Below are 24,853 nucleotides of genomic sequence, written 5' to 3'. Positions count from 1 at the left end.
CGAACTTGCGCAGCTCGATGCGGGCTACGCATGCTTCGATGAGCGCAGGCTGGACGGCGATCTTCCATAGAGCTCGGCGAACGCGGCGTTGAATCTGCGCAAGCTGCCGAAGCCGGCCTGAAACGCGATGTCGGTCATGGTGTGTTCACCAGCATCGAGCAGGCGTTTTGCGCGCTGGACGCGCAGCGTCTTGGCAAGCTGCTGCGGCGTCGCGCCGACATGGCGCTCGAACAAGCGCGCCAGGTGACGCGAGGAGATGCCGAGCCGCATCGCGAGCGTCACCACCGAATCTTCATCGAGCGCGCCCTCGTTGATCAGCTTCACCGCGCGCGCGACCGTCGAACGCGTGCCGTTCCAGGCCGGGCAGAACGGCGCGGTTTCGGGACGGCAGCGCAGGCAGGGCCGGAATCCCGAGGCTTCGGCCGCGGCCGCCGTGGGGTAATAGACGACGTTGCGCGTCAGCGGCTGCTTGGCCGGACAGACCGGGCGGCAATAGATGCCCGTGGTCTTCACTGCGGTGAAGAAGCGGCCGTCATAGCGGGGATCCCTGCGCAGGCGCGCGGCGTTGCAGTCGTCAAAACTCAGCATGGCCGGATGATAGCGCATGCCCGCGCGGGCGGAAGGGCCGCGGGATGACCGAGTCCGATTGTGGCGAGCCGCAACGCGCATGGTGGCCTAGAAGGCGGCCCTCGATGCAAGCCCCCTCAATGCCAGTTCTGGAGCGCGCCGTGACCAGCCCGAAAGACATCGTTCTCAACGCCTGGAAGACCTTCTCGTCGCGCGATGCCGGCCGCATCGCCGCACTGTTCACCGACGATGCCGAATGGATCGCGCCGAAGGGCAACGCCACCGCCGTCGCGCTCGATCACACCGATCACATGGTGGGCGCGCAAGCGATCGCGCGCTTCATCGCGCAGGAGATGCACAGGATGTTTTCCGAGATCGATATCGCCTTCCGCGGCGTCTACGCCGACGGCGATGTCGTGATCGTGGAGGAGCGGATGCGTGCCACGCTTGCGGGCGGCAAGCCCTACGAGAACGACTATTGCTTCGTGTTCACGGTGGCCGGGGACCGTATTCGCGAAGTGCGGGAATACATGGACACGCGCAACGGATGGCAGATGGTGTTCGGCGAGGAGGCATGATGGTTGGGCTACGCTGCGTGCCAGACCTGCAACGGCGTGGGTTGAGGCGGCTCACGCGCTGACATAAGGCTTGTCGATGGATCAGCGAACGAGCGGCGCTGACGCTCTCATTCAGAAGAACGATGCGGCGCCGGCGTTACTCGGCGTCATCTGCGGCCTGTCGGCTGCGCTGTTCTGGGCGCTGGGCTTTGCCGGCACGCGGCACGGCCTCAAGGTCGGTTTCACCCCGGTCGATCTGCTCGTGCATCGCTATGTCTGGTCGGGCATCGCGTTCCTGCCGCTGGTCGCGCGCGCCGGCATCGGTGATCTCTGCGGCATCGGCTGGGGCAGGGGCCTTGTGCTGATGGTGCTCGGCGGTCCCGTGATGTCGCTGATCTCCTACACTGGATTCCTGTTCGTGCCGCTCGGCCACGGCAGCGTGATCCAGCCCTCCTGCGCGACGCTCGGCGGCCTCCTGCTCGCGGCAGTCGTGCTGAAGGAGCACATCTCCGCGTCGCGCCTTGCCGGCGCCCTGGTCATCGTCGGCGGCCTCTGCGTGATCGGCGCGGAATCGATCGGCCATATCGGGTCTGATGGTGTGCTCGGCGATCTGACCTTCGTGCTCACCGGATTCATGTTCGCCGGTTTTGGCGCGCTGCTGCGGCACTGGCGCGTCTCCGCCGTGTCGGCCGCGCTCGTCATCAACGTGCTGTCGCTGCTGCTGTTGCCGATCTATCTCGCCACCGTCGGTCTCGCCCATGTCGCGGCGATCGGTGTGACCGAGAATGCCATTCAGGCGCTGGCGCAGGGCGTGCTCGCCGGCCCCGCCGCGCTTTATCTGTTCGCCGTCTCGGTCCAGCGCCTCGGCGTCGCCCGCGCCGCCGTGATCCCGGCCTGCGTGCCGGCGCTGACGCTCCTGGTCGGTTGGCTGCTGCTCGGCGAGCCGCCGACGATGTTGCAGGTGGCGGGTCTGGTCACGGTGCTGTGCGGGTTCTATCTGGCGCAGCGGCAGCGGTGATCGCATAGCGCGACCGGAGGTGCGGCAAGATTCCGGATTATGCGTCCGCTCCGTCCGGGTTACGCTGCCCGTCATGACCATCCTGCTCAACATCGACGTTCCCGACGCAGCGCAAGCGACCACCTTCTACACCGCCGCCTTCGGCCTCACGGTCGGCCGCCGTTTCGGCACCGACTTCGTCGAGCTGCTGGGCTGGCCCGCGCCGCTGTATCTTCTGACCAAGCAGGCCGGCACACCGGGCGCGGGCAGCGACCGCCGCCGCTACGAGCGGCACTGGACGCCGCTGCATATCGACGTCGTCGTTGACGACGTCGATGCCGCCGTCGCGCGCGCACTTGCCGCCGGTGCGATCCTCGAGGCGCCCGCGTGCGATGCGCCCTATGGCCGGATCGCCATGCTGGCCGATCCGTTCGGGCACGGGTTTTGTCTTCTGGCGTTCAGCGCGAAGGGGTATGACGCGCTGCTGGAGGAATAGCGCGAGCGGACGCGGGCGGCTCAGGCCTTCTTCACGAACTCCGATTTCAAATTCATCGCGCCGATGCCGTCGATCTTGCAGGCGATGTTGTGGCCGTCGGTGGCGTCCTGGAGGCGGATGTTCCTGACCTTCGTGCCGCCCTTGACGACCGACGACGACCCCTTGACCTTGAGGTCCTTCATCACGATGACGCTGTCGCCATCGGCGAGCGCATTGCCATGCGCATCGCGCACCCCGGCCTCCTGCGGAGCCGGCGCGGCCGCATCGCCCCCAGCGCGCCATTCATGGGCGCATTCCGGACAGACCCAGAGATCGCGGTCCTGATAGGCGTGCTCCGACTTACAGTTCGGGCATTTCATCGATTCGGTCATTGCTTGCCTCGTCACCCCCTAGAGCCTTTCCCGTTCCGATGGAATCGGAACGGGAAAGGCTCCAGGTTTTTGTTTTGGCGCGTTTTCTTTACGCGAACCGGTATCCACTTCGCTCGAAAACGCTCTCACGGGCGCGCCGCACGCATTCCGCCGGAAAAGATGGATTGGGAGCAAATCCTTTACCATGGCGTCCGGTCCCGGTTGAAGTGCCGGAGCCTTAGTGTCTGTTCCAAAACATGTTGAGTCGAATGAATCGGTTGTGATTCAAGGTGAGCGGCCTGATTCGATGGGGACGCGCCGCCAATGTGGACTACCGAGAACCGTGCACGCTACGACCGCAGCCGCCTGCGCTATCCGAGCGACTTGACCGACGAGGAGTGGGCGCTGATCGCGCCTCGCATCCCGCCGGCCAAGCGCGGCGGCAACAAGCGTACGGTGGACCTGCGCGAGATTGCCAACGGGCTGATGTACATCCTGAGCACAGGTTGCCAGTGGCGCGCGATCCCCAAGGACCTGCCGCCGCGCTCGACGCTGTATGGCTACTTCGATCTGTGGAGCTGGAACGGCACGCTCGATAAAATTCATCACGCCCTCTATGTCGAATGTCGCGAAAGGGCCGAGCGCGAGGCTTCTCCCACCGCCGCCATCATCGATAGCCAGAGCGTGAAAAGCGCTGAAAAAGGGGGCCTCATGATCTCCATGGCTACGACGCGGGCAAGAAGATCAAGGGCAAGAAGCGGCACATTCTCGTCGACACGCAAGGCCTCTTGATGCACGCCATCGTGCATGCGGCGGACATCCAGGATCGCGACGGCGGCGTGCTCCTGATGGCAACGTTGTTCGGCCTCTATCCCTTTCTTCTGAAGCTCTACGCCGACGGCGGATATCAAGGGCCACATTTCCAGAAGGGGCTGCGTAGCGCTCTGAAGCGCGTGAACCTCGAAATCGTCAAACGCTCCGATCAGGCTCACCGTTTCGTCGTCTTGCCCAAACGCTGGATCGTCGAGCGTACCTTTGCCTGGCTCGGGCGATGCCGAAGACTGTCCAAAGATTGGGAATGCTTCAATCACAGGGCGCTCGCCTTTCTCAAGCTGGCCTCCATCCGACTCATGCTGCGAAAGCTATGCAATCCAAGGTAATCTTTCCGGACAGACTCTTAGTCTTACTGCGTCACAAACGGTGGTCTGTGAAATGGGCGAACTTGATTGCACAACAAGGACATCTCGACAACGTTCGGACCAGCCCTTGTTCGAGTCGCCGTCGCATCGTCGTGATCGAATTTGGAATGTGACGTTGGGTCCGTAGCGGCAGAACCGCGGGGTCTGTAATCCGCGGAAACGCGAGCGAGCGGGATCGGCCGGGCGCGCCGAGCGCCTGAGGGGGGAAACGCCTCCCGCTCGGAGATCAGGAATCCGAAGGCTGCAATGCACATCGTTGCGTGATGATGAAAGCCGCGCCAGCCGCGTCCCTCGAAGTGGCCAAGCCCGACCTCCTGCTTGAGTTCCTGATAGTCGCGTTCGATGCGCCAGCGCAATTTAGCCGTCTCTACGAGAGTCCGGAATGCCACATCCTCCGGCAATGTCGAGAGCCAGTATTTGGTAGGCTGGTCCTCGCCTTTCGGCCATTCGATCAGCAACCATTCCTCCAACCGCTGGGTGGTTTGCCAATAATCACGGTGCGCGGCACGGACCCGCACGCGGGCAAAGCGCGAGCTCAGCTTTTCGTTCGTTCCTTGCCGCCACGTGATGGTGCGCCAAGCTTTGGCCGGCAGGCCGATCGCGAGCGCTTTAACGGCGGCCGGCCGACGCTGACGGTTGCGGCGCATCAGTTTCGGGGGACGGCCGCGGCCCGACCATGGCTTCGGCGGCAAGGGACCGGTGCCGGGCGCCCATACCGTTGTGCTCGACAGAAGACCCGCCACATAGGTCAATCCCAGCGCCGTGATCTCCGTGCGCAGATCGCTGTTGTTGCCATAGCCCGCGTCCATCAGCACGACACCACGCGGAAGGCCGGTCGCACAGGCCCACCGCAACTGCTCCAGCGCGATCTCCGGCTTGGTCCGGAAGCCGACTTCGGCAGGAATGCCCACCTTGCGCCGCCGATCGCAATCCTCAGTCCATTCCTTCGGAAGATAAAGGCGGTAGGCAACAGGCAGGCTGGCGTGGTGATTGGCAATCGATAATGACACCGCCACCTGGCAATTATCCTGCTTGCCGAGCTGCCCGCAATATTGCCGTGCAACTCCAACCGAATGTCGCCCCTGCTTGGGAAATCCGGTGTCATCGATGATCCAAGCTTCGATCGGGCCCTGGCGTTCGATCGCCGGCAGGACCATCTCTCGTACCTTGCCCAGCACCTTCTCATCCGACCAGGCGCCGCTGCCGACGAAATGCAGCAGCGATTGATGTTGGGCGGCCGTCCGTTCCGGAGCCGTCATCGCCGCCATTGGCTCCACGCTCTTACGACCGCCACAGGCCATGAGGCCGACGCAATAGTCGCGCAGCGGTGCCTTCCGATCAGCATGACCGATGACGCTGGCAAGCCCTTCCAAATACGTCGCAAATCGCATCTCACTGGTCTTGGTGCCACGCCCGCTCATGTAGCCTCCTCGGCTGATGGTCCATGCTTCAACCATCGCTGATTCCGGCCGGATAAAGCCTGCGGTTTTGTGACTCAGTCGTTCTAGTCTTACTGAGTCAGAGTGTCGCGGCCCTTGTCGACAGGAATCATATATTTGAGAAGACTCACTTTTCGTCATGCGGGGGCTGAGATGAGTCTGACAAAATCGGGAGACGTAGCGTCGCGGTTTTCGGCATATATTGAGGGCCTTGCGAGTGTGATCGGCCATGCAGGACGCGCCAAACCGCTGCGCGACTACTGTACCGGGCTGATGATGCCATGCGATCGCAAGAGCGTCGAGCCGATGGCGGCAATCACGGCACCTGAGCGGACAGCAGCGCAACATCAGTCGTTGTTGCATTTAGTCGGTCAAGGTGACTGGTCGGATCAGCAGGTGTTGGCCAAGGTCCGTGAGTTAGTGCTGCCGGGCATCGAACGCTGCGGGCCGATCGAAGCGTGGATCATTGATGATACGGGCTTTCCCAAGAAGGGGCGGCATTCAGTCGGCGTTGCGCGGCAATATTGCGGCCAGTTGGGCAAGCAAGACAATTGTCAGGTGGCCGTATCTCTTTCGCTTGCGAACCATCATGCGAGCTTGCCGGTGGCCTATCGGCTCTATCTCCCAAAGGAGTGGGTGACGGACCGTACACGTCGGCGCAAAGCCGGAGTCCCCAAGGAAATCACCTTCAAGACCAAGCCGGCAATTGCACTTGATCATTTGCGCTGGGCCTGTGCGGTGGGCTTGCCGCGCGGCGTGGTCCTGATGGACGCCGGCTACGGCACCGACACCGCTCTGCGTGGGAGTATTACCGAACTGGGCCTGAGCTACGTGGCCGGCATCTTGCCACAAACCTCGGTATGGGCGCCCGGAACCGGACCGCGGCCGCCGAAGGCATGGTCGGGGAACGGACGACCTCCGAAACTGCTACGGCGTGACAGCAAACACCGACCGATTTCGGTCAAGAAGCTTGCGATCGGTCTGCCAGCACATGCTTGGCACAAGATCACGTGGCGTGAGGGTACGGCAGAACCGTTGTCTTCGCGGTTTGCCCGTGTGCGCGTCCGTCCGGCACATCGAGATTACTGGCTCGCCGAAAGCCGGCCCGAGGAATGGCTGCTGATCGAGTGGCCAGAGGGCGAGGCAGCACCAACCAAATATTGGTTTTCAACGCTTGCAGCCAACATTGGATTTCGTCAGCTGGTCGATATTGCCAAGCTGCGCTGGCGCATCGAGCGCGACTACCACGAACTCAAACAGGAGGTTGGCCTTGGTCACTTCGAGGGACGAAGCTGGCGTGGCTTCCACCACCACGCAACATTGTGCATTGCCGCCTACGGTTTTCTAGTCTCCGAGCGAGAGACGATTCCCCCCTCAGAAGCAGCCTCCACCAAAATCTTCAAGGAAGCTGCTATTCCCGCAACCTATCGGCCGAGGGGATCCGCCATTGCGGCCTGAACGACACGTTCCGAATTCGATTGCGACCGTCCGACGAAGATTGAGCGCTGCGCTCGTCGTCACACTATCTCGATGCCCTTGTTGCATCAGGGCACTCTCAAGTCAAAGTGGCTATCGAAATTTATGACGCAGTAAGATTAGTACGACTGAGTCACAAAACCGCAGGCTTTATCCGGCCGGAATCAGCGATGGTTGAAGCATGGACCATCAGCCGAGGAGGCTACATGAGCGGGCGTGGCACCAAGACCAGTGAGATGCGATTTGCGACGTATTTGGAAGGGCTTGCCAGCGTCATCGGTCATGCTGATCGGAAGGCACCGCTGCGCGACTATTGCGTCGGCCTCATGGCCTGTGGCGGTCGTAAGAGCGTGGAGCCAATGGCGGCGATGACGGCTCCGGAACGGACGGCCGCCCAACATCAATCGCTGCTGCATTTCGTCGGCAGCGGCGCCTGGTCGGATGAGAAGGTGCTGGGCAAGGTACGAGAGATGGTCCTGCCGGCGATCGAACGCCAGGGCCCGATCGAAGCTTGGATCATCGATGACACCGGATTTCCCAAGCAGGGGCGACATTCGGTTGGAGTTGCACGGCAATATTGCGGGCAGCTCGGCAAGCAGGATAATTGCCAGGTGGCGGTGTCATTATCGATTGCCAATCACCACGCCAGCCTGCCTGTTGCCTACCGCCTTTATCTTCCGAAGGAATGGACTGAGGATTGCGATCGGCGGCGCAAGGTGGGCATTCCTGCCGAAGTCGGCTTCCGGACCAAGCCGGAGATCGCGCTGGAGCAGTTGCGGTGGGCCTGTGCGACCGGCCTTCCGCGTGGTGTCGTGCTGATGGACGCGGGCTATGGCAACAACAGCGATCTGCGCACGGAGATCACGGCGCTGGGATTGACCTATGTGGCGGGTCTTCTGTCGAGCACAACGGTATGGGCGCCCGGCACCGGTCCCTTGCCGCCGAAGCCATGGTCGGGCCGCGGCCGTCCCCCGAAACTGATGCGCCGCAACCGTCAGCGTCGGCCGGCCGCCGTTAAAGCGCTCGCGATCGGCCTGCCGGCCAAAGCTTGGCGCACCATCACGTGGCGGCAAGGAACGAACGAAAAGCTGAGCTCGCGCTTTGCCCGCGTGCGGGTCCGTGCCGCGCACCGTGATTATTGGCAAACCACCCAGCGGTTGGAGGAATGGTTGCTGATCGAATGGCCGAAAGGCGAGGACCAGCCTACCAAATACTGGCTCTCGACATTGCCGGAGGATGTGGCATTCCGGACTCTCGTAGAGACGGCTAAATTGCGCTGGCGCATCGAACGCGACTATCAGGAACTCAAGCAGGAGGTCGGGCTTGGCCACTTCGAGGGACGCGGCTGGCGCGGCTTTCATCATCACGCAACGATGTGCATTGCAGCCTTCGGATTCCTGATCTCCGAGCGGGAGGCGTTTCCCCCCTCAGGCGCTCGGCGCGCCCGGCCGATCCCGCTCGCTCGCGTTTCCGCGGATTACAGACCCCGCGGTTCTGCCGCTACGGACCCAACGTCACATTCCAAATTCGATCACGACGATGCGACGGCGACTCGAACAAGGGCTGGTCCGAACGTTGTCGAGATGTCCTTGTTGTGCAATCAAGTTCGCCCATTTCACAGACCACCGTTTGTGACGCAGTAAGATTAGGAGTTCGGGAAAAATTCCGCGGTATCCATGTCCTGATCATACGGATACGTCGGATCCGCCGTTCGACGCTGCCGCAAGCTTTGGGAGTCCAGGTCATGAGCGAGCATCGTGCCGCTGCCAGACATCAGACGTTGCGAACCGGGATTGTCGAGTTCGACAACGGCAGCGGCAGCCTCATCAGCGTGCCCTGCACGATCCGCGATGTCTCCGGCACCGGCGCCCGCCTGCAGCTCAACTCGTCGCTCTGGGTCGCCGAGCAGTTCACGTTGGTCTTCAGCAGCGGATTGCGCAAGGACTGCCGCGTCGCCTGGCGCAAGGGCAGACTGATCGGCACCGCGTTCGCCGAGGGTTATGCGAGCCCGGACGAGCAGGCCGTCATGATGACCGCGGACGAGCAGTCCCGGCATCGGCTCGGGATCGGTGCGCGCGTCAGAGCGGCGCGCGAGACCCGCGGCTACACCGAAGTCCAGCTCGCCGAGCGCATCGGCGTCACGCCCGCCTTCCTGGCGCTGGCCGAAAACGGCGAGGCCGACATTCCGCTCTACCAGCTGATGCACATTGCCGATTTGCTGATGGTCGGCCTCGACGGGCTCGTGGCAGGTCCGGCGCCTGAGGACGTCGACGCGGCGTAGGGAGACACTCGCGGAACTGCGCGGCCAACAAAAATGTCGAAAACAACCCCACGCACCGTAGAAAACTCGCGTGATTTCAGGGGTCTGCGGGACCGAATATTGTGCTGCTCCGTCGGCAATCCCGGTCGTTGCTTGCCTCGCATCGATTTCGGTGATCCCGAATAAAATTTGACTCGTCGGGCGAAACAGGGGCACTATGGCATGGTGGCGCCGGTGCGACGGACAGGTGCGTCGCCGGGGCCGCGGGGCGACATGCCGAAAAAACCGAAAAGCGAAGCGACAAGAAAACCGCAAAGAAAACTGAAGACCTACCAGACCTCGCTCGGCTTCTACGACCAGGCGGTCGCCGCACCCTCGATGAAGGCGGCGCTGGAGGCCTGGGGCGCCAGCTCCAACCTCTTCCATCAGGGCGCCGCGAAGGAGACCGACGACCCCGACATCGTCGCGGCGACCATGGCAAGCCCGGGCGTCGTGCTCCGGCGCCCGGTCGGCTCCGGCGGCCCGTTCACCGAGAGCGCCGCGCTGCCGACCGATCTCGCCGACGATGAGGCCAAGCGAAAACCCAAACCCAACTCCAAGTCCAAGCCCGAGTCCAAATCCAAGTCGAAGCAGCGTCCGGCCGAGGGCGTAACAAAACAGTCACGCAAGATTGACGATCAAGACGCGCGCAAAGCCGCCGCGGCGTTCGAGAAGGAAGAGCGGCGGCGAGACGCCGAGCGACGCAAGGAAGAGGTCGCCCTCGCCAAGGAGCGCGCGCGCCGCGACAAGGCGGTCGCCATGGCCCAGGCGGCGCTGGACGCGGCGAGGCGGGAGCACGCCGCGAAGGCGGAGGCGATCGAAGCCGAGCGTGCCGCGCTCGACGAACGCGCCGAGGCCGAGCAGGGCCGGTGGGACAAGCAAAGGAAAAAGCTGGAGGAGGCTCTGCGCCGCGCGCGCACGTAGCGCGAGCGAATTTAGCTTGCCTTGCCTTGCGTCCTTTTGCACTCTTCCAGGGAAGGAGACCAACGCATGAAGATCATCACCGCCGCGTGTGCGCTCGGAACGGCCCTGGTGCTGTGCAACCTCGGGATATCGGGCGCTGAGGCCCGGACGCGGAAGGCCCAAGTGGTTCGCGAACCACAGCAGAGGCTTATCGTCACGGCGCCCGTGCTCAGGCCGACGCCGTGGGATTACTACATTGTTCCACGATATCGTTATCGCCCTGAAGACGACCGGGTCGATCCGAACGGCCCGCCCTATGTGTCGTCATGGGTCCGCTATGAGGGATGGCGGTGGCCGTACTGGTGGTAAAGGCCATCGACGGACGCGGAGCGGAATAGACGAGAAGCGAAGCCCATCGATAGCTGTCGCGGCACGATGGGTTTCGCAAGCGCTCCACCCATCCTGCGCGCTGCTCCTCGAGGCATCCCCGAGACGTGCTATGCTCCTGGGCGGGAGGAATCAGCATGAGAGTCCCTACCGCGATACTCGCCCTGCTTCTTTCAAGCCCGGCCGCCGCCCAGGAGTGCCAGACATGCTCAATGGCCGACGCCTGCATGAAGGAGTACTCTAAGGCAACGTTGGAGGCCCAAAGGGCCACGAAGCAAGCAATCCGGGACTGGAAGCAGAATCTGGACCGAAAGGCCTCCGCCGAATTGTCCAGCAGGGGCATACTCGCATTGCAGGACGCGATGGAGGCGCAGGTTCGTTCCGAGCTGGAGCGGCTGAAGGAGTGCCTGGCGAAGATCAGGTAGGGCGAAGCGCGCGGCGGAAAGCACCCGCATATAGGGACGGGTTGAGCCTTTGCCAAAACGCATGATATTCGTGGCTGGCAAGGCACTGGTTGCGCCTTCTTCGCGGCAAGCCTCGCATAAGCGCGCGTTGGGAAAGCGATGAGTGTTGGAAGGATATCAACGCGCCTCAAAGCGCCGGCCAGCCCGCTGAAGCGCGCGCCCTCGCGACAATGAATGTCTAGGCTGATGCACTGCGCTTCGCGCTGCAGGCAAACCCACCCTACGGGTCATCCGCCGATAGTCGCAGGAACTGCCGCTTCATCGCGTTGACCCTGGCGATATAGCTTGCAACCGAGTGATCGCCGCAGCGTTCGTCGGCGATCATCTGAAACTTGCGGCGCGCGTAGGCTGTGGCGGGGCCTGCGCCGCAGAGATGGATGAAGGCGGCCAGATCCTGCTTCTGCTCGCGGCTTGCCTTCACATCGCCCGCGCGGGCGAGAACGTCAGCCACGTTGCGGTCCAGGTACACCGATGCAAGCTCGATGGCGTGGCTCGGGATCGCGCGGCTATAGAGGCCAGTGAACCCGCAGCCGGTCTCCGTGACCGCGTTGCCGCGGACACAGAACCGTGCGGCGTCGGCGAAGGCTGGATCGGTCATCTGGTAGAGGCCGACGGCGCTGGAGGCGGGCCGGTAGATCGCGAGCGGATTGAGGCTCAATCGCCAGCGCCAGTAGGTGCGCGCCACCGGATTGCCCGAACTCTCGACCTGCGCCAGCGCCGCCAGCAATTCCGGCGTGATCGTCGCGGTGGAAAAGCTTCGGAACAGCGGCCCGTATTGCCGCCAGTTCTCGGCCGGTTCCTTGTCCAGCGCGTTGCCGACAAGGACGAACAGCTCGGTCGGCTTGCGGATGACGTGATAGACGATGTTCACAAGCGCTGCGACCGCAAGCAGGATCGCCACGCTACCCGCGATCCGAACCACGCTCGGTGCGCGCGCGAACCTCTTTCGCACCCACCGGGCGCCCCGCCGGACGCTGCGAAGGCGGGGGAGGCGGCTCTTGCTTTTCCTTGGCATGGGTCTGGTGGAAGCGCGTGGATGAGTTGAGGCTTTGCGAAATCCATCACCTGACGAAGTTGATGGGGATGACATCCATCATCGCTGCGTGCCGCGGCGGCAACTGCACAAAAATGGCAAAGCTGCGACTGTCAACTGCATATCTGATTAGAAGGTCGCTTATCCACGTAATACACTCAGTGCCGTTTGGGGTACGGGGAGCGTATTGGGAGGGTCGATCATGGCAAGTGTCGAACAATTGCGCAGACGTGAAGGCGTAAACCTGGTCCAGCTCGAGGCGGACATTGCATCGGTGCGCACGGGAAGCTCGATTGCTTCAATTGCGCTGCCCGATTACGTCGAGCACACCGAGGGGGTCACGCGGGTGGGCGCGCTCAGTGCAGAGGCGGTCATTCGTGACTATGAGTCCGCTGCAAAGGAGATCGAGGCCATGGGCGCCGAGCTGATCGATGCCGCGCGAAAATGCGAGGCGCTGACAGCCCAGGTCCATGATGCGATCGCCTTCATGCGCGAGACGGCAGCGGGGTATCGCGACGAGGGGCGGAAGATCTTCAAGCGCATCGAGGAATGCGCGCTCTTCACGGAAGACGTCCGCAAGACGTGCGAGCAGGTCAAGCGCAGGATGAAGGACGTCTCGGTCGGCGAGTACTGCAGCGAGGAGCTTGCGACGGAAGAGCTCGAGCCGACCGGGATCGAAGCCAAGGTGTCGGTGTGCGAGGTACGGTGAGGCGGGCGTAGAGCGTCGTTCGCAGGATGGGGTGAGCGCTCGCGCGCCCCGATCCTGCGGGCTGGGCTTCAAAGCCAATCGCGCGTCGACGGGAAACAAGCCCGTTTGCGAGAGTCCCAGACGTAATCCGAACCGCCGCAAGGCGGACGCGCACGCGACGTGGCCGGACATTGATTCCAGACCCGCGCACCCGTTGCCCAGCCATCGACCACGCACGCGCCGGAAACGGTGGCGTGGCAACCGGTGCCGCAGCCGTCTGCGGCGCTGGCCGCGCAGACTGCAAACAAAAGCATCATTGGGGTCAACAGGACGCGTGAAAGGTGCCTGGTCATGGGCTCGCTCCTTCATGCCGAGGCCCGTCGTGACGTCGCACAGATCTGGCCGAGGGCCTGCCGGCCGATCACCGCGCAGCATAGCACCAAGGCTCTTGGCACCAAGCCTCTTGGCCGAGAACGCTGACGGCTTACCAATCCGGATCGTAGGGGTCGGCCATATAGGGCGGGGGCATCCAGCGTCCTCGCGGCGGCCTGGGCCGCCGGGGGGCGGTCGCTTGCACGTGCGGCCGTGCAGGCGCAGCCGTCTCGTTGCTCGTCGCGCTCCGCACGACCGGTTTCGCGGGTGCAGGCGCGGCTGACGTCGTCAGTTGCGTTTGCAGCGCCTGGACCTGTGCGGCGAGGCGCGCATTGTCCGCGGCATCCTTCTCCTGCGCCGCCTTGAGCTGTTGAATGGTGTCGGCCTGCTCGCGCAGCGTCTGCTCGTTGCGGCTTTTCAGTTGCTCGAGCTTTCCGTTGATGCTCGCAAGCTCGCTGGTGATGGTCTTGAGCGATTGCGCGAGATCGGACGATGACGGATCAGGCGCCGTGGCGCCGGTTCTTGGCGCGTCAGGTCTTGCAGCGTCAGGTTTTGGAGCCTCAGCTCTTGGAGCGCTTTCCGTTTCCTTGCCGAGCGGCGGCGCGGGCACCGGACTGGGCCCATCCGCAGCAGCCAGTTGCACGGCCGGCGGTTGCGCCGGACTTTCGACCACGGACGCTCGCGCGGGTTCGCTCGCGGCCGGCGGAGCCCATCGCGCCATGATGGACCTGGTCATCGACTTGGCCTCATCGCGATATTGCGAAGCGAAGGCGGCGCCGAGAAGGCCGATCGCCAACACGAGGCCAACCAGGGCACGCAGCATGGTCCGATCTCCCTTCAGGCCTTGATTGCCCACCTTGCTAACCGGTGCCGGCACCTTGTCCTTGGGACCCTCGGCTGCCTTCGCTCCGGCGCTGGCCTGCGAGGCCCGCGGGACTTCGTTGCCGCGTTCCATTCCGGAAACCAGCCGGTCCAGCCGCGCAAGGTCTTGCTCTGCGCTCTTGATCTGGTCATAGGCCCGCGCCAGCCCGCCATCGGCGCGCACCTCGTCCGGCTTGGCGGCCTCAGGCTTTTGGGCCTCAGGCTTGTCGGTATCAGGCTTGGGGTCGTTCGCTTCAGGCACCGATGCGCGCTCCATCCAGTCGGGCGTCATGCAGGCGTCGGCCATTGAGCATGTCTGGCACTCCTGGGGCCGCGGCCGGACCTGAAAGAAGCAGGGCGAGTGTCGCGGTGGAGACCCTCATGGCGCTTCCTCCCGCGATAGCACAGCACGTCGCAGGGATGCCCCGGGGAGCAGCGCCCGGCTGCTTCAGCAACCGTAGCCCGCCATAATTTCTCCTTCGCTCGCGCGTTGTGTTGGACAACGGTGAGGCCTATCCTTCCGACGATCGGACTGCCGCACTCCCATTGACGGAGTACGTTAAGACGACGTCGGAGGCCCAAAAGGCCACCAAGCAAGCCATCCGGGATTGGAAGCAGAATCTGGACAGAAAGGCCTCCGCAGAATTGTCCAGCAGGGGCATACTCGCATTGCAAGACGCCATGGAGGCGCAGGTTCGTACGGAGCTGGAGCGCCTGAAGGAGTCCCGGCGAAGATCAGGTAGGGAGGGGCGCAAAGGAGGATCCAATGAAATCGCTTCTGCTGCTCACGGCGAGCGGTCCGCTGCTCATTCTCACCTCGCACCAGTCCCTGGACGACCAGAAGCTCCTTGGGGTGCTCAGGCAAAAAGGCATCGGCAAGTTCGTCGCGTTCGAGGTTCCCTTGTCGCTCGCCAGAGAGCGCTACGGCGGGCACTTTCACGCAGTCGAAAGCAATCTGCACGAAACCGATGATTTGAGAGTGCTCGACTTCAACGGCCAGCGGGTCTTTCAGCTCTTTCATTTCGAAGAGCTCGGTTCACCGATCCTGATAGAGCGGTCGTGATCCGGCTTTATTCGGCGGCGAAAGGGGATGTGTTGAGCAGGGCTGTTCCGAAGAGACGCCGATTGAGGTACGGTGGAAGCCTGGACCCGTGGAGTCTGCCATGACGTCATATACTGTCGGGTTGAAGCTCGGGGTGCGTGCCAAGGTGCTCACGATCGAAGCCGAGGACGCATTGGTCGCGGCGCTGAAGATCAAGCTCGAGAACCCCGAGGCACTCGTCACCTACGTTCGCAAGTCAAATCGGCGCGGCGATCGTCGCCACCCGCACGAAGTGCAGCGGGCCAAGACAACCGGCTAAAGCGCGATGAGATTGGGATGAATCGTCATCGCGCTTTAGGTTGTTGTTTGAGCATGATCTTTTCGGAAAACCGCTTCGCACTTTTCCGGATCATGCGTTAGCCGATGCCGAGACCGCGGCAGGTAGCCCGGATTTCGCTTCCGCCTTCGCTCTTCGAGCTACGGCGGACAAGTCGCTCCATCCGGGCTACGCTCGCTCCCCCCCGCTGTGTCGGAATACGCAGTTGTCGTTAGTGACGTGTCGCGCGAATTTCGAGCGTCGTCTGGGTGAGCTTGGCCACGAATCCCTCAAAATGCATGACCCTTTGTCTGGTCAATTGTCCATGCAACTCGGCGATCTTCTGGGATTCGGCGATCAACGATCCGCACACCTGTTTCGCGTACTCCATCTGAAGCTCAAAGGCCTCGACGGGTGAGCGCGCCGCCGCGAGCTTTCCCAGGAAGGTCCAGGCGTGCTCAAGCGACGTCCTCGTGTAGTCGCTATAGGCATCGGCAATCGCCTGCGGGCTGGCCTGGGAGGGTTCCACCGGTGCGACGGGCGCGCTTGCAGCGATCTCCATCCCGGAAGCCTCGCCTGGCAAGGCTGCAGCCGAGGGTACCTGAGCACTGATCTCTCGGCTCGTCTCTTGCCTTATCTCTTGCTCGGCCTCTTGCCTGTTCTCTTGCTTAGTCTCTTGGCTGATCTCCGCCGAGGCATCCGGCAGTTGATGGGCTGCAGCTGCGTGTTGCTCGCCGGCCCTGGTCCGTTGCCCGGCCTTCTTCTTCGCGCCGCGCCGGCCGGATTTTCCCGTTGTCTTATTTTCGCCCGCACTCAACATTGCAAATAACTCCTGAATATCGCTGAAGCCGCAAGCCTCCGTCGTGTTTGCGCTGAAATCGCGATTGTGGGTTGTCGCTTGCGTGGCGGCCATGTGGTGAGATTTTGCCGGGCATCGGCAAGGCGCAATTCGCGGGTGACGGCCTGGACTGCGTCGCAGAGCCTGTCATCGGGCCGCGCTCCGCGCGGACCCGGTGGCTCGCAATAGCGGGCGTCCTGGTCCTCGCGCGTTCGTCGTCACCCGAACAGGGCGACATAGACCACGTAGAGCCAGCCCAAGATGCCGTGGATGATCGCCCACAGGATCGAATGATTGTTGGTGTAGGAGATTGCGATGGCGAGTGCGGAGCCAAAACCCACGCCGTATTTGGCGCCCTCGACCCGAACCCCGTAGTAGCGATTGCCGTTCATGGCGGTCCTTCCTGCGGGCCACGCTTGCTCATCATGCCTTATAAAAGTCTTCCGCCAATTGTGAAATGGCACACAGACGGCAGCCCTCGGGTCTGCTTCTTTAGCGCCGACACTATACCCTCGTGCGCTTGCTCGGCGATGCGCACCGGCGGGTCGGCATCTGGCAATTTCGGGATGATCGCTATGGGCGTTTTCAATCGCACGGCCATGCTTTGCAGCTCTTTCATCGTGTCCACCATGAGCGGGTGAACCGAGAGATTTCGCGTGCGCGCAACGGCGCGTGCAGGGATTTTCTTGAGGCCCCGCCGGTGACGGACGGGGCCTTTCCATTTTTCATGTCAGCCCACGACTGCCCGGCGGTGCCTTCGCGAAGAAGGATGCAGGGTCATGTGGGAGTATTTTGGACCCGATTTCGCTTTTGACGTGGTGAAGGGATTTGTCGCCGGCGTTGCCTCCATGGCGTTTCAGGTCGTGGCGCCGCGGGCGTTTCATGCCGCGAAGCGATTTCGCGCGCACTGGGTTGCCAGAAAAGACGCAAGGCAAGCGGCAAGGCAATCACGCCGCAACGCTCCGGCGAATGATGAGCCGTGAGGTCTCTGGGCGAAGCGAAACCCATCAATAGCCGTCATGGCACGATGGGTTTCGCAAGTGCTCTACCCATCCTGCGAGCTAAAAGTTGAGTGCACTGTCACCGTAATTCCAAGTCCCCTGTTCCGAACGCTCTTGTTTCGCGATCGGGAAGAGGGTGAGCAGTAGTGGTTCTGTGCGCGATGTGATGCAATACCTTCCCTTTTATACTGATGGTCTCCTTGTCCTGCTTGCGGCCGCACAACTTACCGCATTGGCTTACTTAGCCGTTGTACTGTACCGACCGCAGCCACCGCTGAAGTACGAGCTTTAAATACGATGACAGTGCACTTAACTGACACGGTCCACCAAACGTGAAGCGACGAGGCAAGACCGGCAGGGGGCGATGGCGATAAATTTAGCGCACGGTCGCCGTAATTCTAATTCGGAATTAATTCTGCGGGCTGAAGTCGCCAGGAACATAAACCGGAAATTTGTCCGCATACCCTTCAAGCCAAATCGACCGATCGACTGCGGTTAGTCCGGCAACCGCAAAAGAGAAATTGAAGGAAGCGAAGTAGAGCATATGGCCTTGCTCGCCTGTCGCGATCGAATATTTGAATTGATCGCCAACGCCCTTGCGGCCTTGCTGCAAGCTTTTCGGGCCCGGCAGCAGGTCAAACAATTCTCGCGGGATATCATCTTTCATCGCTTGCAGATTCGAGAACCACATAACCTGCACGCCGCCGGCGACCGGAACCGCTTCGTTCATGACCTCGAAATGCAACGCAAAACCGAGCTTGGCCGCAAAGGTCAGAATGTACCGGTTCAACAGCGGGCCGCTCGCGCGGAGAGGGTGCATATCGTCGGGGAGGCCGTGCCGTTTCCGTGCCAGTTTTTCCGCTGCGCGCGGAATGTGCATTTCTGTCAAGAGAGCCGGCATGTTGTTGGAGATCGCTGAAAGTATTTTTAGGAAATCGCGGCGCTGCACTGACGTATCCGCCACCGGGAAGCTACGGGCGAGCAAAGACGCAACAAGGTCCGCATGACCGGTCTGGCTGTTGCACACGTCGCAGGCCGGGAATTCCAACCCTCTCGGTCGTTGGCGCCCTTCGAAAATCTGGATCGGGGGCATGTGTTCGATTGTGGTCGCAAGTCGGGCTCCAGCGCAGTAAATGCAGCCGGGATTCCCGGTCAACAGGGCTCGCAACGTTCTTAGCTTTCGCTTGGCTTCACCCATACCATGCAGCCCGAAATACCAAGGGCGGGCCAGGACCCCTATCGTGCCCTCAGCGCCAAATAGTCCGGCAGTAAAAATCGCAAAAAATCTTGTTTTGCTTGGTTAGCGCGGAGGGACTCGAACCCTCGACCCCATGATTAAAAGTCACAGGGACGAGGGTCGTCTTCAATGGCAGCAGCTGAGTATCAGCTGCACCCCGTCGTGCTTCCGCAAGTATCGCACTTCATGCACGTCCCATTCCGCACCAGCGTGAAGTTGCCGCACTCGCTGCACATCTCGCCTTCGTAGCCCTTGGCCTTGGCTTCCGCGCGGCGCTCTGCCTTGGAGGGGACGAGCGTCTGTGCGGTGCTGCCGGCCTTGCTCCACTGGAGCGCCTCGAGCTTCTCGGTAGGCGACAGGTCGTGGCTGGTTTCCTGCTTCAGGGCGACGGCGCCTTCGATGGCGTCGCCGGCGCGGGCCGACGCGCCGTGGGAGGCGAGAGCGGTGACCTTGCTGCCGCCGGTCGGGGCACTGTCGTTGCCCGGGGCGATCGCGGCCGAGCCGCCGCGCATCACGACGAGGTTGTCGGTGCGGGAGCGGGTGAGGCCGCGCGAGACCAGCTTGGTCGCGTGCTGGGTCTCGTCCGGCTCCTTGCCTTCCTCGACGCCCTTGCCGAGCGCGTCGAAGTTCGACTCGGTCGGATCGACATGGGCGAGATCGAAGCGCGACATGTAGCTCACCGCGAGTTCGCGGAAGACGTAGTCGAGGATCGAGGTCGCGTACTTGATGCTGTCGTTGCCCTGCACGGGGCCCGCCGGCTCGAAACGGGTGAAGGTGAAGGCGTCGACATATTCGTCGAGCGGCACGCCGTACTGGAGGCCCAGCGACACCGCGATGGCGAAGTTGTTGATGAAGGAGCGGAGTGCTGCGCCTTCCTTGTGCATGTCGATGAAGATCTCGCCGAGACGGCCGTCATCGTATTCGCCGGTGCGCAAGTAGACCTTGTGGCCACCGACGACCGCCTTCTGGGTGTAGCCCTTGCGGCGATCCGGCATCTTCTCGCGCTCGCGCATCACGATGATGCGCTCGACCAGCTTCTCGACGATCTTTTCCGAGACCTGGGTGGCACGCGCCGCCATCGGCTTCTCGTAGAGGCTCTCGACCGCATCCTCCTCGTCCTCATCGTCGGCGATGAGCTGCGAGTTGAGCGGCTGGGAGAGCTTGGAGCCGTCGCGATAGAGCGCGTTGGCCTTCAGCGCGAGCTTCCACGACAGCATGTAGGCGGACTTGCAGTCCTCCACCGTCGCGTCGTTCGGCATGTTGATGGTCTTGGAGATCGCACCCGAGATGAAGGGCTGCGCCGCCGCCATCATGCGGATGTGGCTCTCGACCGACAGATAGCGCTTGCCGATCTTGCCGCAGGGATTGGCGCAGTCGAACACCGAATAGTGCTCGGCCTTCAGGTGCGGGGCACCTTCCACCGTCATCGCGCCGCAGATGTGGACGTTGGCCGCCTCGATCTCACGCTTGGTGAAGCCGACGGCCTGGAGCAGGTCGAAGCCGGGGGCCGCGATCGCCTCGGCACCGATGCCGAGCTGGTCGCGGATGAAGTCCTCGCCAAAGGTCCACTTGTTGAAGGCGAACTTGATGTCGAAGGCGGTCGGCAGGGCCTTCTCGACCTTGGCGATGGCTTCATCGGTAAAGCCCTTGGCCTTCAGCGTCGAGGCGTTGATGGCCGGCGCGTTGGAGAGCGAGCCGTGGCCGACGGCGTAGGCCTCGATCTCCGCGATCTCGCTCTCGCGATAGCCGAGCGCGCGCAGCGCCGCGGGGACCGCGCGGTTGATGATCTTGAAGTAGCCGCCGCCGGCGAGCTTCTTGAATTTCACCAGCGCGAAGTCGGGCTCGATGCCGGTGGTGTCGCAATCCATGACGAGGCCGATGGTGCCGGTCGGCGCGATCACCGTGGTCTGGGCGTTGCGATAGCCGTGCTTCTCGCCGAGCTCGAGCGCCGCATCCCAGGCGGCCTGGGCACGCGTGACGATGTCAGCCTGCGGGCAGGACACGAGGTCCATCGGCACCGGGTTCACTGAGAGCGCCTCGTAGCCGTTGGACTGGCCGTGGGCGGCGCGGCGGTGATTGCGGATCACGCGCAGCATGTGCGCGGCGTTCTTCTTGTAACCGGGGAAGGTGCCCAGTTCAGCAGCCATCTCCGCCGAGGTCTTGTAGGTGATGCCGGTCATCACAGCGGTGAGGGCGCCGCAGAGCGCGCGGCCTTCCTTGCTGTCATAGGACAGGCCCATGGTCATCAGCAGGCCGCCGATGTTGGCGTAGCCGAGGCCGAGCGTGCGGAACTCGTAGGAGAGTTCGGCGATCGCGCGCGACGGGAACTGCGCCATCATCACGGAGATTTCGAGCACGATGGTCCAGAGCTGGCAGAGGTGCTCGTACCCGGCGACGTCGAACTGCTTGGTCTCGGTGTTGTAGAAGGTCAGCAGGTTGGCGGAGGCGAGGTTGCACGCCGTGTCGTCCAGGAACATGTATTCCGAGCACGGATTGGACGCGCGGATGTCGCCGGACGCCTTGCAGGTGTGCCAGTCGTTCATGGTGGTGTTGAAGTGCAGGCCCGGGTCGGCCGACGCCCAGGCGGCGTAGCCGATCTTCTCCCAGAGGTCGCGCGCCTTCAGCGTCTTGGTGATCTTCTTGGTGGTGCGTCCGACGAGATTCCAGTCGCCATCCGTTTCCACGGCGCGGAGGAAGTCGTCCTTCAGCGAGACCGAGTTGTTGGAGTTCTGGCCCGACACCGTGAGGTAGGCTTCCGAATCCCAGTCGGTGTCATAGACGTCGAACTGGATGTCCTTGTAGCCCTGCTTGGCGAACTGCATCACGCGCTTGATGTAATTGTCAGGCACGAGGCTGCGGCGCGCGAGCTTGATCTCGCGGCGGAGCGCCGGGTTCTTCTCGGGATCGAAGCAATCGTCGCCCGAGCCTTCGCAGTTCACGCAGGCCTTCAGCACCGCCTTGAGGTGCTTCTGGTTGATCTTGGAGCCGGTGACGAGAGCGGCGACCTTCTGCTCCTCCTTCACCTTCCAGTCGATATAGGTCTCGATGTCGGGGTGATCGACGTCGACGACGACCATCTTGGCCGCGCGGCGCGTGGTGCCGCCCGACTTGATCGCGCCGGCTGCGCGGTCGCCGATCTTGAGGAAGCTCATCAGGCCGCTCGAGCGGCCGCCGCCGGAGAGCTTCTCGCCTTCGCCGCGCAGGCGCGAGAAGTTGGAGCCGGTGCCGGAGCCATACTTGAACAGGCGGGCTTCGCGGACCCAGAGGTCCATGATGCCGCCCTCGTTGACGAGGTCGTCACCGACGCCCTGGATGAAGCAGGCGTGCGGCTGCGGGTGCTCGTAGGCGGACTTGGACTTGGTCAGCTTGCCGGTGAAGGGGTCGACGTAATAATGGCCCTGGCCGGGGCCGTCGATGCCATAGGCCCAGTGCAGGCCGGTGTTGAACCATTGCGGCGAGTTCGGCGCGACCATCTGCATGGCGAGCATGTAGCGGATCTCGTCATAGAAGGTCTGGGCGTCCTCGTCGGAGGAGAAGTAGTTGCCCTTCCAGCCCCAATAGGTCCAGCAGCCGGCCAGACGATCGAACACCTGCTTGGCCGAGAGCTCGCTGACGAAGCGCTCTTTCTCGGGGAGAGCGGCGAGCGCCTCGGTGTCGGGCACGGAGCGCCACAGGAAGGAGGGGACGGACTCCTCCTCGACCTTCTTCAGGCGCGCGGCGACGCCGGCTTTGCGAAAGTACTTCTGGGCGAGCACGTCGGAGGCGACCTGCGACCAGTCGGTCGGCACCTCGACGTTCTCAAGCTTGAACACGACCGAGCCGTCGGGATTCCGGATCTCCGACGTGGTCAGCCGGAAATCGATCCCGGCGTAAGGTGACTGTCCCGAAGTGGTGTGGCGCCGCTCAATCCGCATGGTCTTGCCCCGTCCTTTTATCTGCCGGACTGCCTCCGCAAGGCGCCCGGGTCGCTATTTCGGTTCGCGATTCCTCCGAGGGCCTCATCGACCCAAAGGCTTCGCAGTTCAGCCGGTGGATCCGGCCCAGTTTCTCCCGGCGCGATGGTTCTCATCCGCCGGCATGTCCACACCCATCCGCCCCAAGGGGATGTGCGCGACATGCGTTCAACGCCCCACACGCCACTTCAACCAATGCCATCCGAGCCTGTTGCCGGCCCGTTCTGGCGCCCGAAGGTCTGCATTTCGAGGGCAGACAAGCCCTCATCCGCGGCCTTTGGCTGGCTTGGCGGAGTGACGATTTGCGAGACCCTTTGGGGGAGTGCCGGCGGGACGCAAACTCACTCGCGCCGAACGGACCGAAAGCTAGGACTCTCCGTTGCGCCCGTCAAGAGCTAGTGCGAGTTCCTGAATCAAATACTAAATATGGTGGATTGCGGGGGATAACAGGGGGCAAGCCCGCGCCTTTTGTTGAGCCAAGTATCAGTGAGTCCTCAGGGATTCCCAACCAAAAAAATTTGCATCCCGTGACGATACGGACCCTTCACCCCACTGTTCACAGGGCAGGTATATTTTTCGGGACCGGGGTTGCCTCGGCGGGACTCACGTAGGGCTACGGAAGGTGAGGGCAGGCATGCCCGTCGGGGTGGTGGTGGCGCGTGCGAATCCGCGCCAAGCTGACCGCGATTTTGCCGGGTACCCCACATGCTTGATTCGACTCGCCGGGATGCGCGACCGCGCATCGCCCCGGCCGGCCTGATGTTCCTCGCCATCACCTCGATCGGCTGGGGCTTCAACTGGCCGGTGACGAAGTTCCTGCTGTCCGAGCTGCCGCCGCTGACGCTGCGCGGGGTGACCGGCGTGCTGGGCGCGGTGCTGCTCGCCGCCCTCGCGCTGATCCGCCGGCAGAGCCTCAAGGTGGGGCCGGGGATCTGGCCGCGCTTACTGACCGCCGCCGTCCTCAACGTCACCGGCTGGATGGTGCTGATGGGCCTGGCGCTGCTCTGGCTGCCGGCGAGCGAGGCGGCGCTGATCGCCTACACCATGCCGGTCTGGGCCTCGCTGATCGCCTGGCCGGTGCTGGGCGAGCGGCCGACCCTGCTGCGCACGCTGGGGCTGGTGATGGCTTTCGTCGGCCTGGCCTCGATCATGGGCGGCAACGGCTTTGCCGCGAGCGTGGAGAAGCTGCCTGGCATCATCATGGCGCTGGCCGGCGCGCTCGGCTTCGCCGTCGGCACGGTGTTCTCGAAGAAGTACCCGATCCATCTGCCGCCGATCACGGCCGCGGCCTGGCAGATCGGGATCGGCTGCCTGCCGATCTCGATCATCGGCCTCTTGGTCGAGACCACGCATCTTTCGCTGGTGACGCCGGTCGGCTGGTGGCTGCTGGTCTATTCCACCGTGGTGCAGTTCTGCATTGCCTATGTCAGCTGGTTCGCGGCACTGGCGCGGCTGCCGGCCTCGGTCGCCGCGATCGGCACCATGGCCGTGCCGGTGATTGGCGTGGTCGCCTCCGCGCTGGCGCTGGGCGAGCCGCTGGGGCCGGGCCAGATCGCCGCGCTGATCTTTACGCTGGCGGCCGTGGTGCTGGCGACGCGCTAGCTCGAGAACCAAGCATCACCATGCGTAGCGGATCGCGCCCTTGCCGGCATAGCTTTGCGTGACATTCGAGAACTCGCCCTCGAACGTCGCGGCGGCAGACCAGCCGTTGGTCCATTGCCATTCGGCCGAGGCTGTGGTCAGCGCGGAGTCGGGCGCCTGCGCCGCACCGTTGACGACGAAGCTTGCACCCGGCAGCGACTGGAAGGTCGGGGCAATCGAACGATCCGGATTAAAATCATGCGCCCATGCAAGGCGGCCGCGCAGCGTGACGATGCCGTTCTGCATGGCGAATATTTGTCGGTGCGAATGCCGAGCTCGCTGCGCGTGTCGGTCACGCGCTTGGCGGCATAGTTCTGTGCAAACAACGGCGAACCGGCGACGACAGTTTCGGCATAGGCCGGCAGGTCGAATGTGGTGAATTGTCCTGCGGTGTAGGGAGTGATGCCGAGACCACCCAAGGTCGGCATGACGAAGCGGTAGCCACTCTCCACGCGACCCGAATACGCGTTCGCATTGAACTCGGCGCGCAGGTGGTCGATGCCGGCGACCGTGACGATGCGGTTGGTCGTGATGTCCTGCCAGCCATAAGCCAGCGCAGCAGTGATGTAGGCCGCACCGATATTATGGCGAACGAAGGCGCCGGCCTGGAACAGGTCGGAGCTGCCATAGCCGAGGCCGTTGACGTTGAAGCCGGTGCGGCCGCCCGCCAGCGCAAATCCCGCGAGCGTGTCCGGCGAGACCCGATAGTCCGCACCGACCGCGATGCCGTAGATGCT

General features: G+C 63.1%; 24 protein-coding genes and 1 pseudogene. 13 read left to right on the top strand and 12 right to left on the bottom strand.

Going from position 1 to position 24,853, the window contains the following annotated elements; translation table 11 throughout:
* Nucleotides 1–24: 24 nt before the first annotated feature.
* Nucleotides 25–606, bottom strand: coding sequence for a bifunctional transcriptional activator/DNA repair enzyme AdaA (locus HAP41_RS26970; RefSeq protein WP_028151760.1), 582 nt, complete (start codon nucleotides 604–606; stop codon nucleotides 25–27).
* Nucleotides 607–728: 122 nt separating this feature from the next.
* On the opposite strand from HAP41_RS26970, the gene HAP41_RS26965 reads away from it, so the two are divergent.
* From HAP41_RS26965 to HAP41_RS26955, 3 genes are all read left to right on the top strand, one after another.
* On the top strand, nucleotides 729–1,145 hold the full coding sequence (locus HAP41_RS26965; protein WP_224580735.1) for a nuclear transport factor 2 family protein: 417 nt from the start codon (nucleotides 729–731) through the stop codon (nucleotides 1,143–1,145).
* 76 nt (nucleotides 1,146–1,221) lie between these two features.
* Nucleotides 1,222–2,142 (top strand): DMT family transporter, encoded by a 921-nt coding sequence (locus HAP41_RS26960; protein ID WP_135216145.1) that lies wholly within the window; start codon nucleotides 1,222–1,224, stop codon nucleotides 2,140–2,142.
* Between the two features lie 73 nt (nucleotides 2,143–2,215).
* Nucleotides 2,216–2,617, top strand: coding sequence for a VOC family protein (locus tag HAP41_RS26955; RefSeq protein ID WP_028161191.1), 402 nt, complete (start codon nucleotides 2,216–2,218; stop codon nucleotides 2,615–2,617).
* A 20-nt stretch (nucleotides 2,618–2,637) separates the two neighbouring features.
* Here HAP41_RS26955 and HAP41_RS26950 read toward each other — a convergent pair whose 3' ends face one another.
* Entirely contained in the window at nucleotides 2,638–2,988 is a 351-nt protein-coding gene (locus HAP41_RS26950) for a zinc ribbon domain-containing protein YjdM (RefSeq protein WP_135216146.1), read from the bottom strand.
* A gap of 303 nt (nucleotides 2,989–3,291) precedes the next feature.
* Here HAP41_RS26950 and HAP41_RS26945 point away from each other — a divergent pair.
* Nucleotides 3,292–4,127, top strand: a pseudogene (locus HAP41_RS26945) (IS5 family transposase).
* A gap of 23 nt (nucleotides 4,128–4,150) precedes the next feature.
* Here HAP41_RS26945 and HAP41_RS26940 read toward each other — a convergent pair.
* Nucleotides 4,151–5,587 (bottom strand): IS701 family transposase, encoded by a 1,437-nt coding sequence (locus HAP41_RS26940; protein WP_166105276.1) that lies wholly within the window; start codon nucleotides 5,585–5,587, stop codon nucleotides 4,151–4,153.
* Between the two features lie 171 nt (nucleotides 5,588–5,758).
* Between HAP41_RS26940 and HAP41_RS26935 the strand changes: the two genes are divergently transcribed.
* The 5 genes from HAP41_RS26935 to HAP41_RS26915 all read left to right on the top strand — a co-directional run bounded on the left by HAP41_RS26935 (nucleotide 5,759) and on the right by HAP41_RS26915 (nucleotide 10,652).
* Nucleotides 5,759–7,063 (top strand): IS701 family transposase, encoded by a 1,305-nt coding sequence (locus HAP41_RS26935; protein WP_166065882.1) that lies wholly within the window; start codon nucleotides 5,759–5,761, stop codon nucleotides 7,061–7,063.
* 224 nt (nucleotides 7,064–7,287) lie between these two features.
* Complete coding sequence (locus tag HAP41_RS26930; protein WP_166105276.1) at nucleotides 7,288–8,724, top strand: IS701 family transposase; 1,437 nt, start codon at nucleotides 7,288–7,290, stop codon at nucleotides 8,722–8,724.
* A gap of 101 nt (nucleotides 8,725–8,825) precedes the next feature.
* Entirely contained in the window at nucleotides 8,826–9,362 is a 537-nt protein-coding gene (locus HAP41_RS26925) for a helix-turn-helix domain-containing protein (RefSeq protein WP_166096370.1), read from the top strand.
* Between the two features lie 252 nt (nucleotides 9,363–9,614).
* Nucleotides 9,615–10,304, top strand: coding sequence for a cell envelope biogenesis protein TolA (locus tag HAP41_RS26920; RefSeq protein WP_135216148.1), 690 nt, complete (start codon nucleotides 9,615–9,617; stop codon nucleotides 10,302–10,304).
* Between the two features lie 66 nt (nucleotides 10,305–10,370).
* Nucleotides 10,371–10,652 carry a hypothetical protein gene (locus HAP41_RS26915; RefSeq protein ID WP_071914421.1) on the top strand — a complete coding sequence of 94 codons (282 nt, stop codon included), beginning with the start codon at nucleotides 10,371–10,373 and terminating at the stop codon, nucleotides 10,650–10,652.
* A gap of 702 nt (nucleotides 10,653–11,354) precedes the next feature.
* On the opposite strand, the gene HAP41_RS26910 is transcribed toward HAP41_RS26915, so the two are convergent.
* On the bottom strand, nucleotides 11,355–12,149 hold the full coding sequence (locus HAP41_RS26910) for a transglycosylase SLT domain-containing protein (protein ID WP_166096371.1): 795 nt from the start codon (nucleotides 12,147–12,149) through the stop codon (nucleotides 11,355–11,357).
* 220 nt (nucleotides 12,150–12,369) lie between these two features.
* Between HAP41_RS26910 and HAP41_RS26905 the strand changes: the two genes are divergently transcribed.
* On the top strand, nucleotides 12,370–12,876 hold the full coding sequence (locus HAP41_RS26905; protein ID WP_071914417.1) for a hypothetical protein: 507 nt from the start codon (nucleotides 12,370–12,372) through the stop codon (nucleotides 12,874–12,876).
* 68 nt (nucleotides 12,877–12,944) lie between these two features.
* Here HAP41_RS26905 and HAP41_RS50770 read toward each other — a convergent pair whose 3' ends face one another.
* Both HAP41_RS50770 and HAP41_RS26900 read right to left on the bottom strand, forming a co-directional pair.
* The gene (locus HAP41_RS50770) at nucleotides 12,945–13,169 is read right to left on the bottom strand and encodes a GCG_CRPN prefix-to-repeats domain-containing protein (RefSeq protein WP_371498184.1); all 225 of its coding nucleotides are present in this window, start codon (nucleotides 13,167–13,169) and stop codon (nucleotides 12,945–12,947) included.
* Nucleotides 13,170–13,339: 170 nt separating this feature from the next.
* Nucleotides 13,340–14,365, bottom strand: coding sequence for a hypothetical protein (locus tag HAP41_RS26900; RefSeq protein ID WP_166105777.1), 1,026 nt, complete (start codon nucleotides 14,363–14,365; stop codon nucleotides 13,340–13,342).
* 489 nt (nucleotides 14,366–14,854) lie between these two features.
* Between HAP41_RS26900 and HAP41_RS26895 the strand changes: the two genes are divergently transcribed.
* Complete coding sequence (locus HAP41_RS26895; RefSeq protein WP_014495618.1) at nucleotides 14,855–15,151, top strand: hypothetical protein; 297 nt, start codon at nucleotides 14,855–14,857, stop codon at nucleotides 15,149–15,151.
* Between the two features lie 100 nt (nucleotides 15,152–15,251).
* Nucleotides 15,252–15,449, top strand: a complete 198-nt coding sequence (locus HAP41_RS26890) for a hypothetical protein (RefSeq protein ID WP_014495617.1) — start codon at nucleotides 15,252–15,254, stop codon at nucleotides 15,447–15,449.
* Between the two features lie 229 nt (nucleotides 15,450–15,678).
* Here HAP41_RS26890 and HAP41_RS26885 read toward each other — a convergent pair whose 3' ends face one another.
* The 5 genes from HAP41_RS26885 to HAP41_RS26865 form a co-directional block, all read right to left on the bottom strand.
* Nucleotides 15,679–16,359 carry a phasin family protein gene (locus tag HAP41_RS26885; protein ID WP_224580736.1) on the bottom strand — a complete coding sequence of 227 codons (681 nt, stop codon included), beginning with the start codon at nucleotides 16,357–16,359 and terminating at the stop codon, nucleotides 15,679–15,681.
* A 143-nt stretch (nucleotides 16,360–16,502) separates the two neighbouring features.
* Complete coding sequence (locus tag HAP41_RS26880; protein ID WP_166096372.1) at nucleotides 16,503–16,676, bottom strand: hypothetical protein; 174 nt, start codon at nucleotides 16,674–16,676, stop codon at nucleotides 16,503–16,505.
* A 38-nt stretch (nucleotides 16,677–16,714) separates the two neighbouring features.
* Entirely contained in the window at nucleotides 16,715–16,903 is a 189-nt protein-coding gene (locus HAP41_RS26875) for a hypothetical protein (protein ID WP_166096373.1), read from the bottom strand.
* Nucleotides 16,904–17,694: 791 nt separating this feature from the next.
* Complete coding sequence (locus tag HAP41_RS26870; protein WP_166096374.1) at nucleotides 17,695–18,378, bottom strand: hypothetical protein; 684 nt, start codon at nucleotides 18,376–18,378, stop codon at nucleotides 17,695–17,697.
* A 290-nt stretch (nucleotides 18,379–18,668) separates the two neighbouring features.
* On the bottom strand, nucleotides 18,669–22,436 hold the full coding sequence (locus tag HAP41_RS26865; protein WP_166096375.1) for a vitamin B12-dependent ribonucleotide reductase: 3,768 nt from the start codon (nucleotides 22,434–22,436) through the stop codon (nucleotides 18,669–18,671).
* Between the two features lie 744 nt (nucleotides 22,437–23,180).
* Between HAP41_RS26865 and HAP41_RS26860 the strand changes: the two genes are divergently transcribed.
* Nucleotides 23,181–24,077 carry a DMT family transporter gene (locus tag HAP41_RS26860; RefSeq protein ID WP_166096376.1) on the top strand — a complete coding sequence of 299 codons (897 nt, stop codon included), beginning with the start codon at nucleotides 23,181–23,183 and terminating at the stop codon, nucleotides 24,075–24,077.
* Between the two features lie 15 nt (nucleotides 24,078–24,092).
* Here HAP41_RS26860 and HAP41_RS26855 read toward each other — a convergent pair whose 3' ends face one another.
* On the bottom strand, nucleotides 24,093–24,362 hold the full coding sequence (locus tag HAP41_RS26855) for an autotransporter outer membrane beta-barrel domain-containing protein (protein ID WP_166096377.1): 270 nt from the start codon (nucleotides 24,360–24,362) through the stop codon (nucleotides 24,093–24,095).
* Between the last annotated feature and the right edge of the window lie 491 nt (nucleotides 24,363–24,853).

The organism is Bradyrhizobium barranii subsp. apii, from assembly GCF_011516635.5.
GTDB lineage: Bacteria > Pseudomonadota > Alphaproteobacteria > Rhizobiales > Xanthobacteraceae > Bradyrhizobium > Bradyrhizobium barranii.
This window is presented reverse-complemented; position numbering and strand designations above follow the sequence as displayed.

Excerpts from the sequence above, each read along its gene's own strand:
- HAP41_RS26970 (WP_028151760.1), bottom strand. The coding sequence starts at position 606 with ATGCGCTATCATCCGGCCATGCTGAGTTTTGACGACTGCAACGCCGCG.
- HAP41_RS26960 (WP_135216145.1), top strand. The coding sequence starts at position 1,222 with ATGGATCAGCGAACGAGCGGCGCTGACGCTCTCATTCAGAAGAACGAT.
- HAP41_RS26955 (WP_028161191.1), top strand. The coding sequence starts at position 2,216 with ATGACCATCCTGCTCAACATCGACGTTCCCGACGCAGCGCAAGCGACC.
- HAP41_RS26950 (WP_135216146.1), bottom strand. The coding sequence starts at position 2,988 with ATGACCGAATCGATGAAATGCCCGAACTGTAAGTCGGAGCACGCCTAT.
- HAP41_RS26940 (WP_166105276.1), bottom strand. The coding sequence starts at position 5,587 with ATGAGCGGGCGTGGCACCAAGACCAGTGAGATGCGATTTGCGACGTAT.
- HAP41_RS26935 (WP_166065882.1), top strand. The coding sequence starts at position 5,759 with ATGAGTCTGACAAAATCGGGAGACGTAGCGTCGCGGTTTTCGGCATAT.
- HAP41_RS26930 (WP_166105276.1), top strand. The coding sequence starts at position 7,288 with ATGAGCGGGCGTGGCACCAAGACCAGTGAGATGCGATTTGCGACGTAT.
- HAP41_RS26925 (WP_166096370.1), top strand. The coding sequence starts at position 8,826 with ATGAGCGAGCATCGTGCCGCTGCCAGACATCAGACGTTGCGAACCGGG.
- HAP41_RS26920 (WP_135216148.1), top strand. The coding sequence starts at position 9,615 with ATGCCGAAAAAACCGAAAAGCGAAGCGACAAGAAAACCGCAAAGAAAA.
- HAP41_RS26915 (WP_071914421.1), top strand. The coding sequence starts at position 10,371 with ATGAAGATCATCACCGCCGCGTGTGCGCTCGGAACGGCCCTGGTGCTG.
- HAP41_RS26910 (WP_166096371.1), bottom strand. The coding sequence starts at position 12,149 with ATGCCAAGGAAAAGCAAGAGCCGCCTCCCCCGCCTTCGCAGCGTCCGG.
- HAP41_RS26905 (WP_071914417.1), top strand. The coding sequence starts at position 12,370 with ATGGCAAGTGTCGAACAATTGCGCAGACGTGAAGGCGTAAACCTGGTC.
- HAP41_RS50770 (WP_371498184.1), bottom strand. The coding sequence starts at position 13,169 with ATGCTTTTGTTTGCAGTCTGCGCGGCCAGCGCCGCAGACGGCTGCGGC.
- HAP41_RS26900 (WP_166105777.1), bottom strand. The coding sequence starts at position 14,365 with ATGGAGCGCGCATCGGTGCCTGAAGCGAACGACCCCAAGCCTGATACC.
- HAP41_RS26895 (WP_014495618.1), top strand. The coding sequence starts at position 14,855 with ATGAAATCGCTTCTGCTGCTCACGGCGAGCGGTCCGCTGCTCATTCTC.
- HAP41_RS26890 (WP_014495617.1), top strand. The coding sequence starts at position 15,252 with ATGACGTCATATACTGTCGGGTTGAAGCTCGGGGTGCGTGCCAAGGTG.
- HAP41_RS26885 (WP_224580736.1), bottom strand. The coding sequence starts at position 16,359 with ATGGCCGCCACGCAAGCGACAACCCACAATCGCGATTTCAGCGCAAAC.
- HAP41_RS26880 (WP_166096372.1), bottom strand. The coding sequence starts at position 16,676 with ATGAACGGCAATCGCTACTACGGGGTTCGGGTCGAGGGCGCCAAATAC.
- HAP41_RS26875 (WP_166096373.1), bottom strand. The coding sequence starts at position 16,903 with ATGAAAGAGCTGCAAAGCATGGCCGTGCGATTGAAAACGCCCATAGCG.
- HAP41_RS26870 (WP_166096374.1), bottom strand. The coding sequence starts at position 18,378 with ATGCCCCCGATCCAGATTTTCGAAGGGCGCCAACGACCGAGAGGGTTG.
- HAP41_RS26865 (WP_166096375.1), bottom strand. The coding sequence starts at position 22,436 with ATGCGGATTGAGCGGCGCCACACCACTTCGGGACAGTCACCTTACGCC.
- HAP41_RS26860 (WP_166096376.1), top strand. The coding sequence starts at position 23,181 with ATGCTTGATTCGACTCGCCGGGATGCGCGACCGCGCATCGCCCCGGCC.
- HAP41_RS26855 (WP_166096377.1), bottom strand. The coding sequence starts at position 24,362 with ATGCAGAACGGCATCGTCACGCTGCGCGGCCGCCTTGCATGGGCGCAT.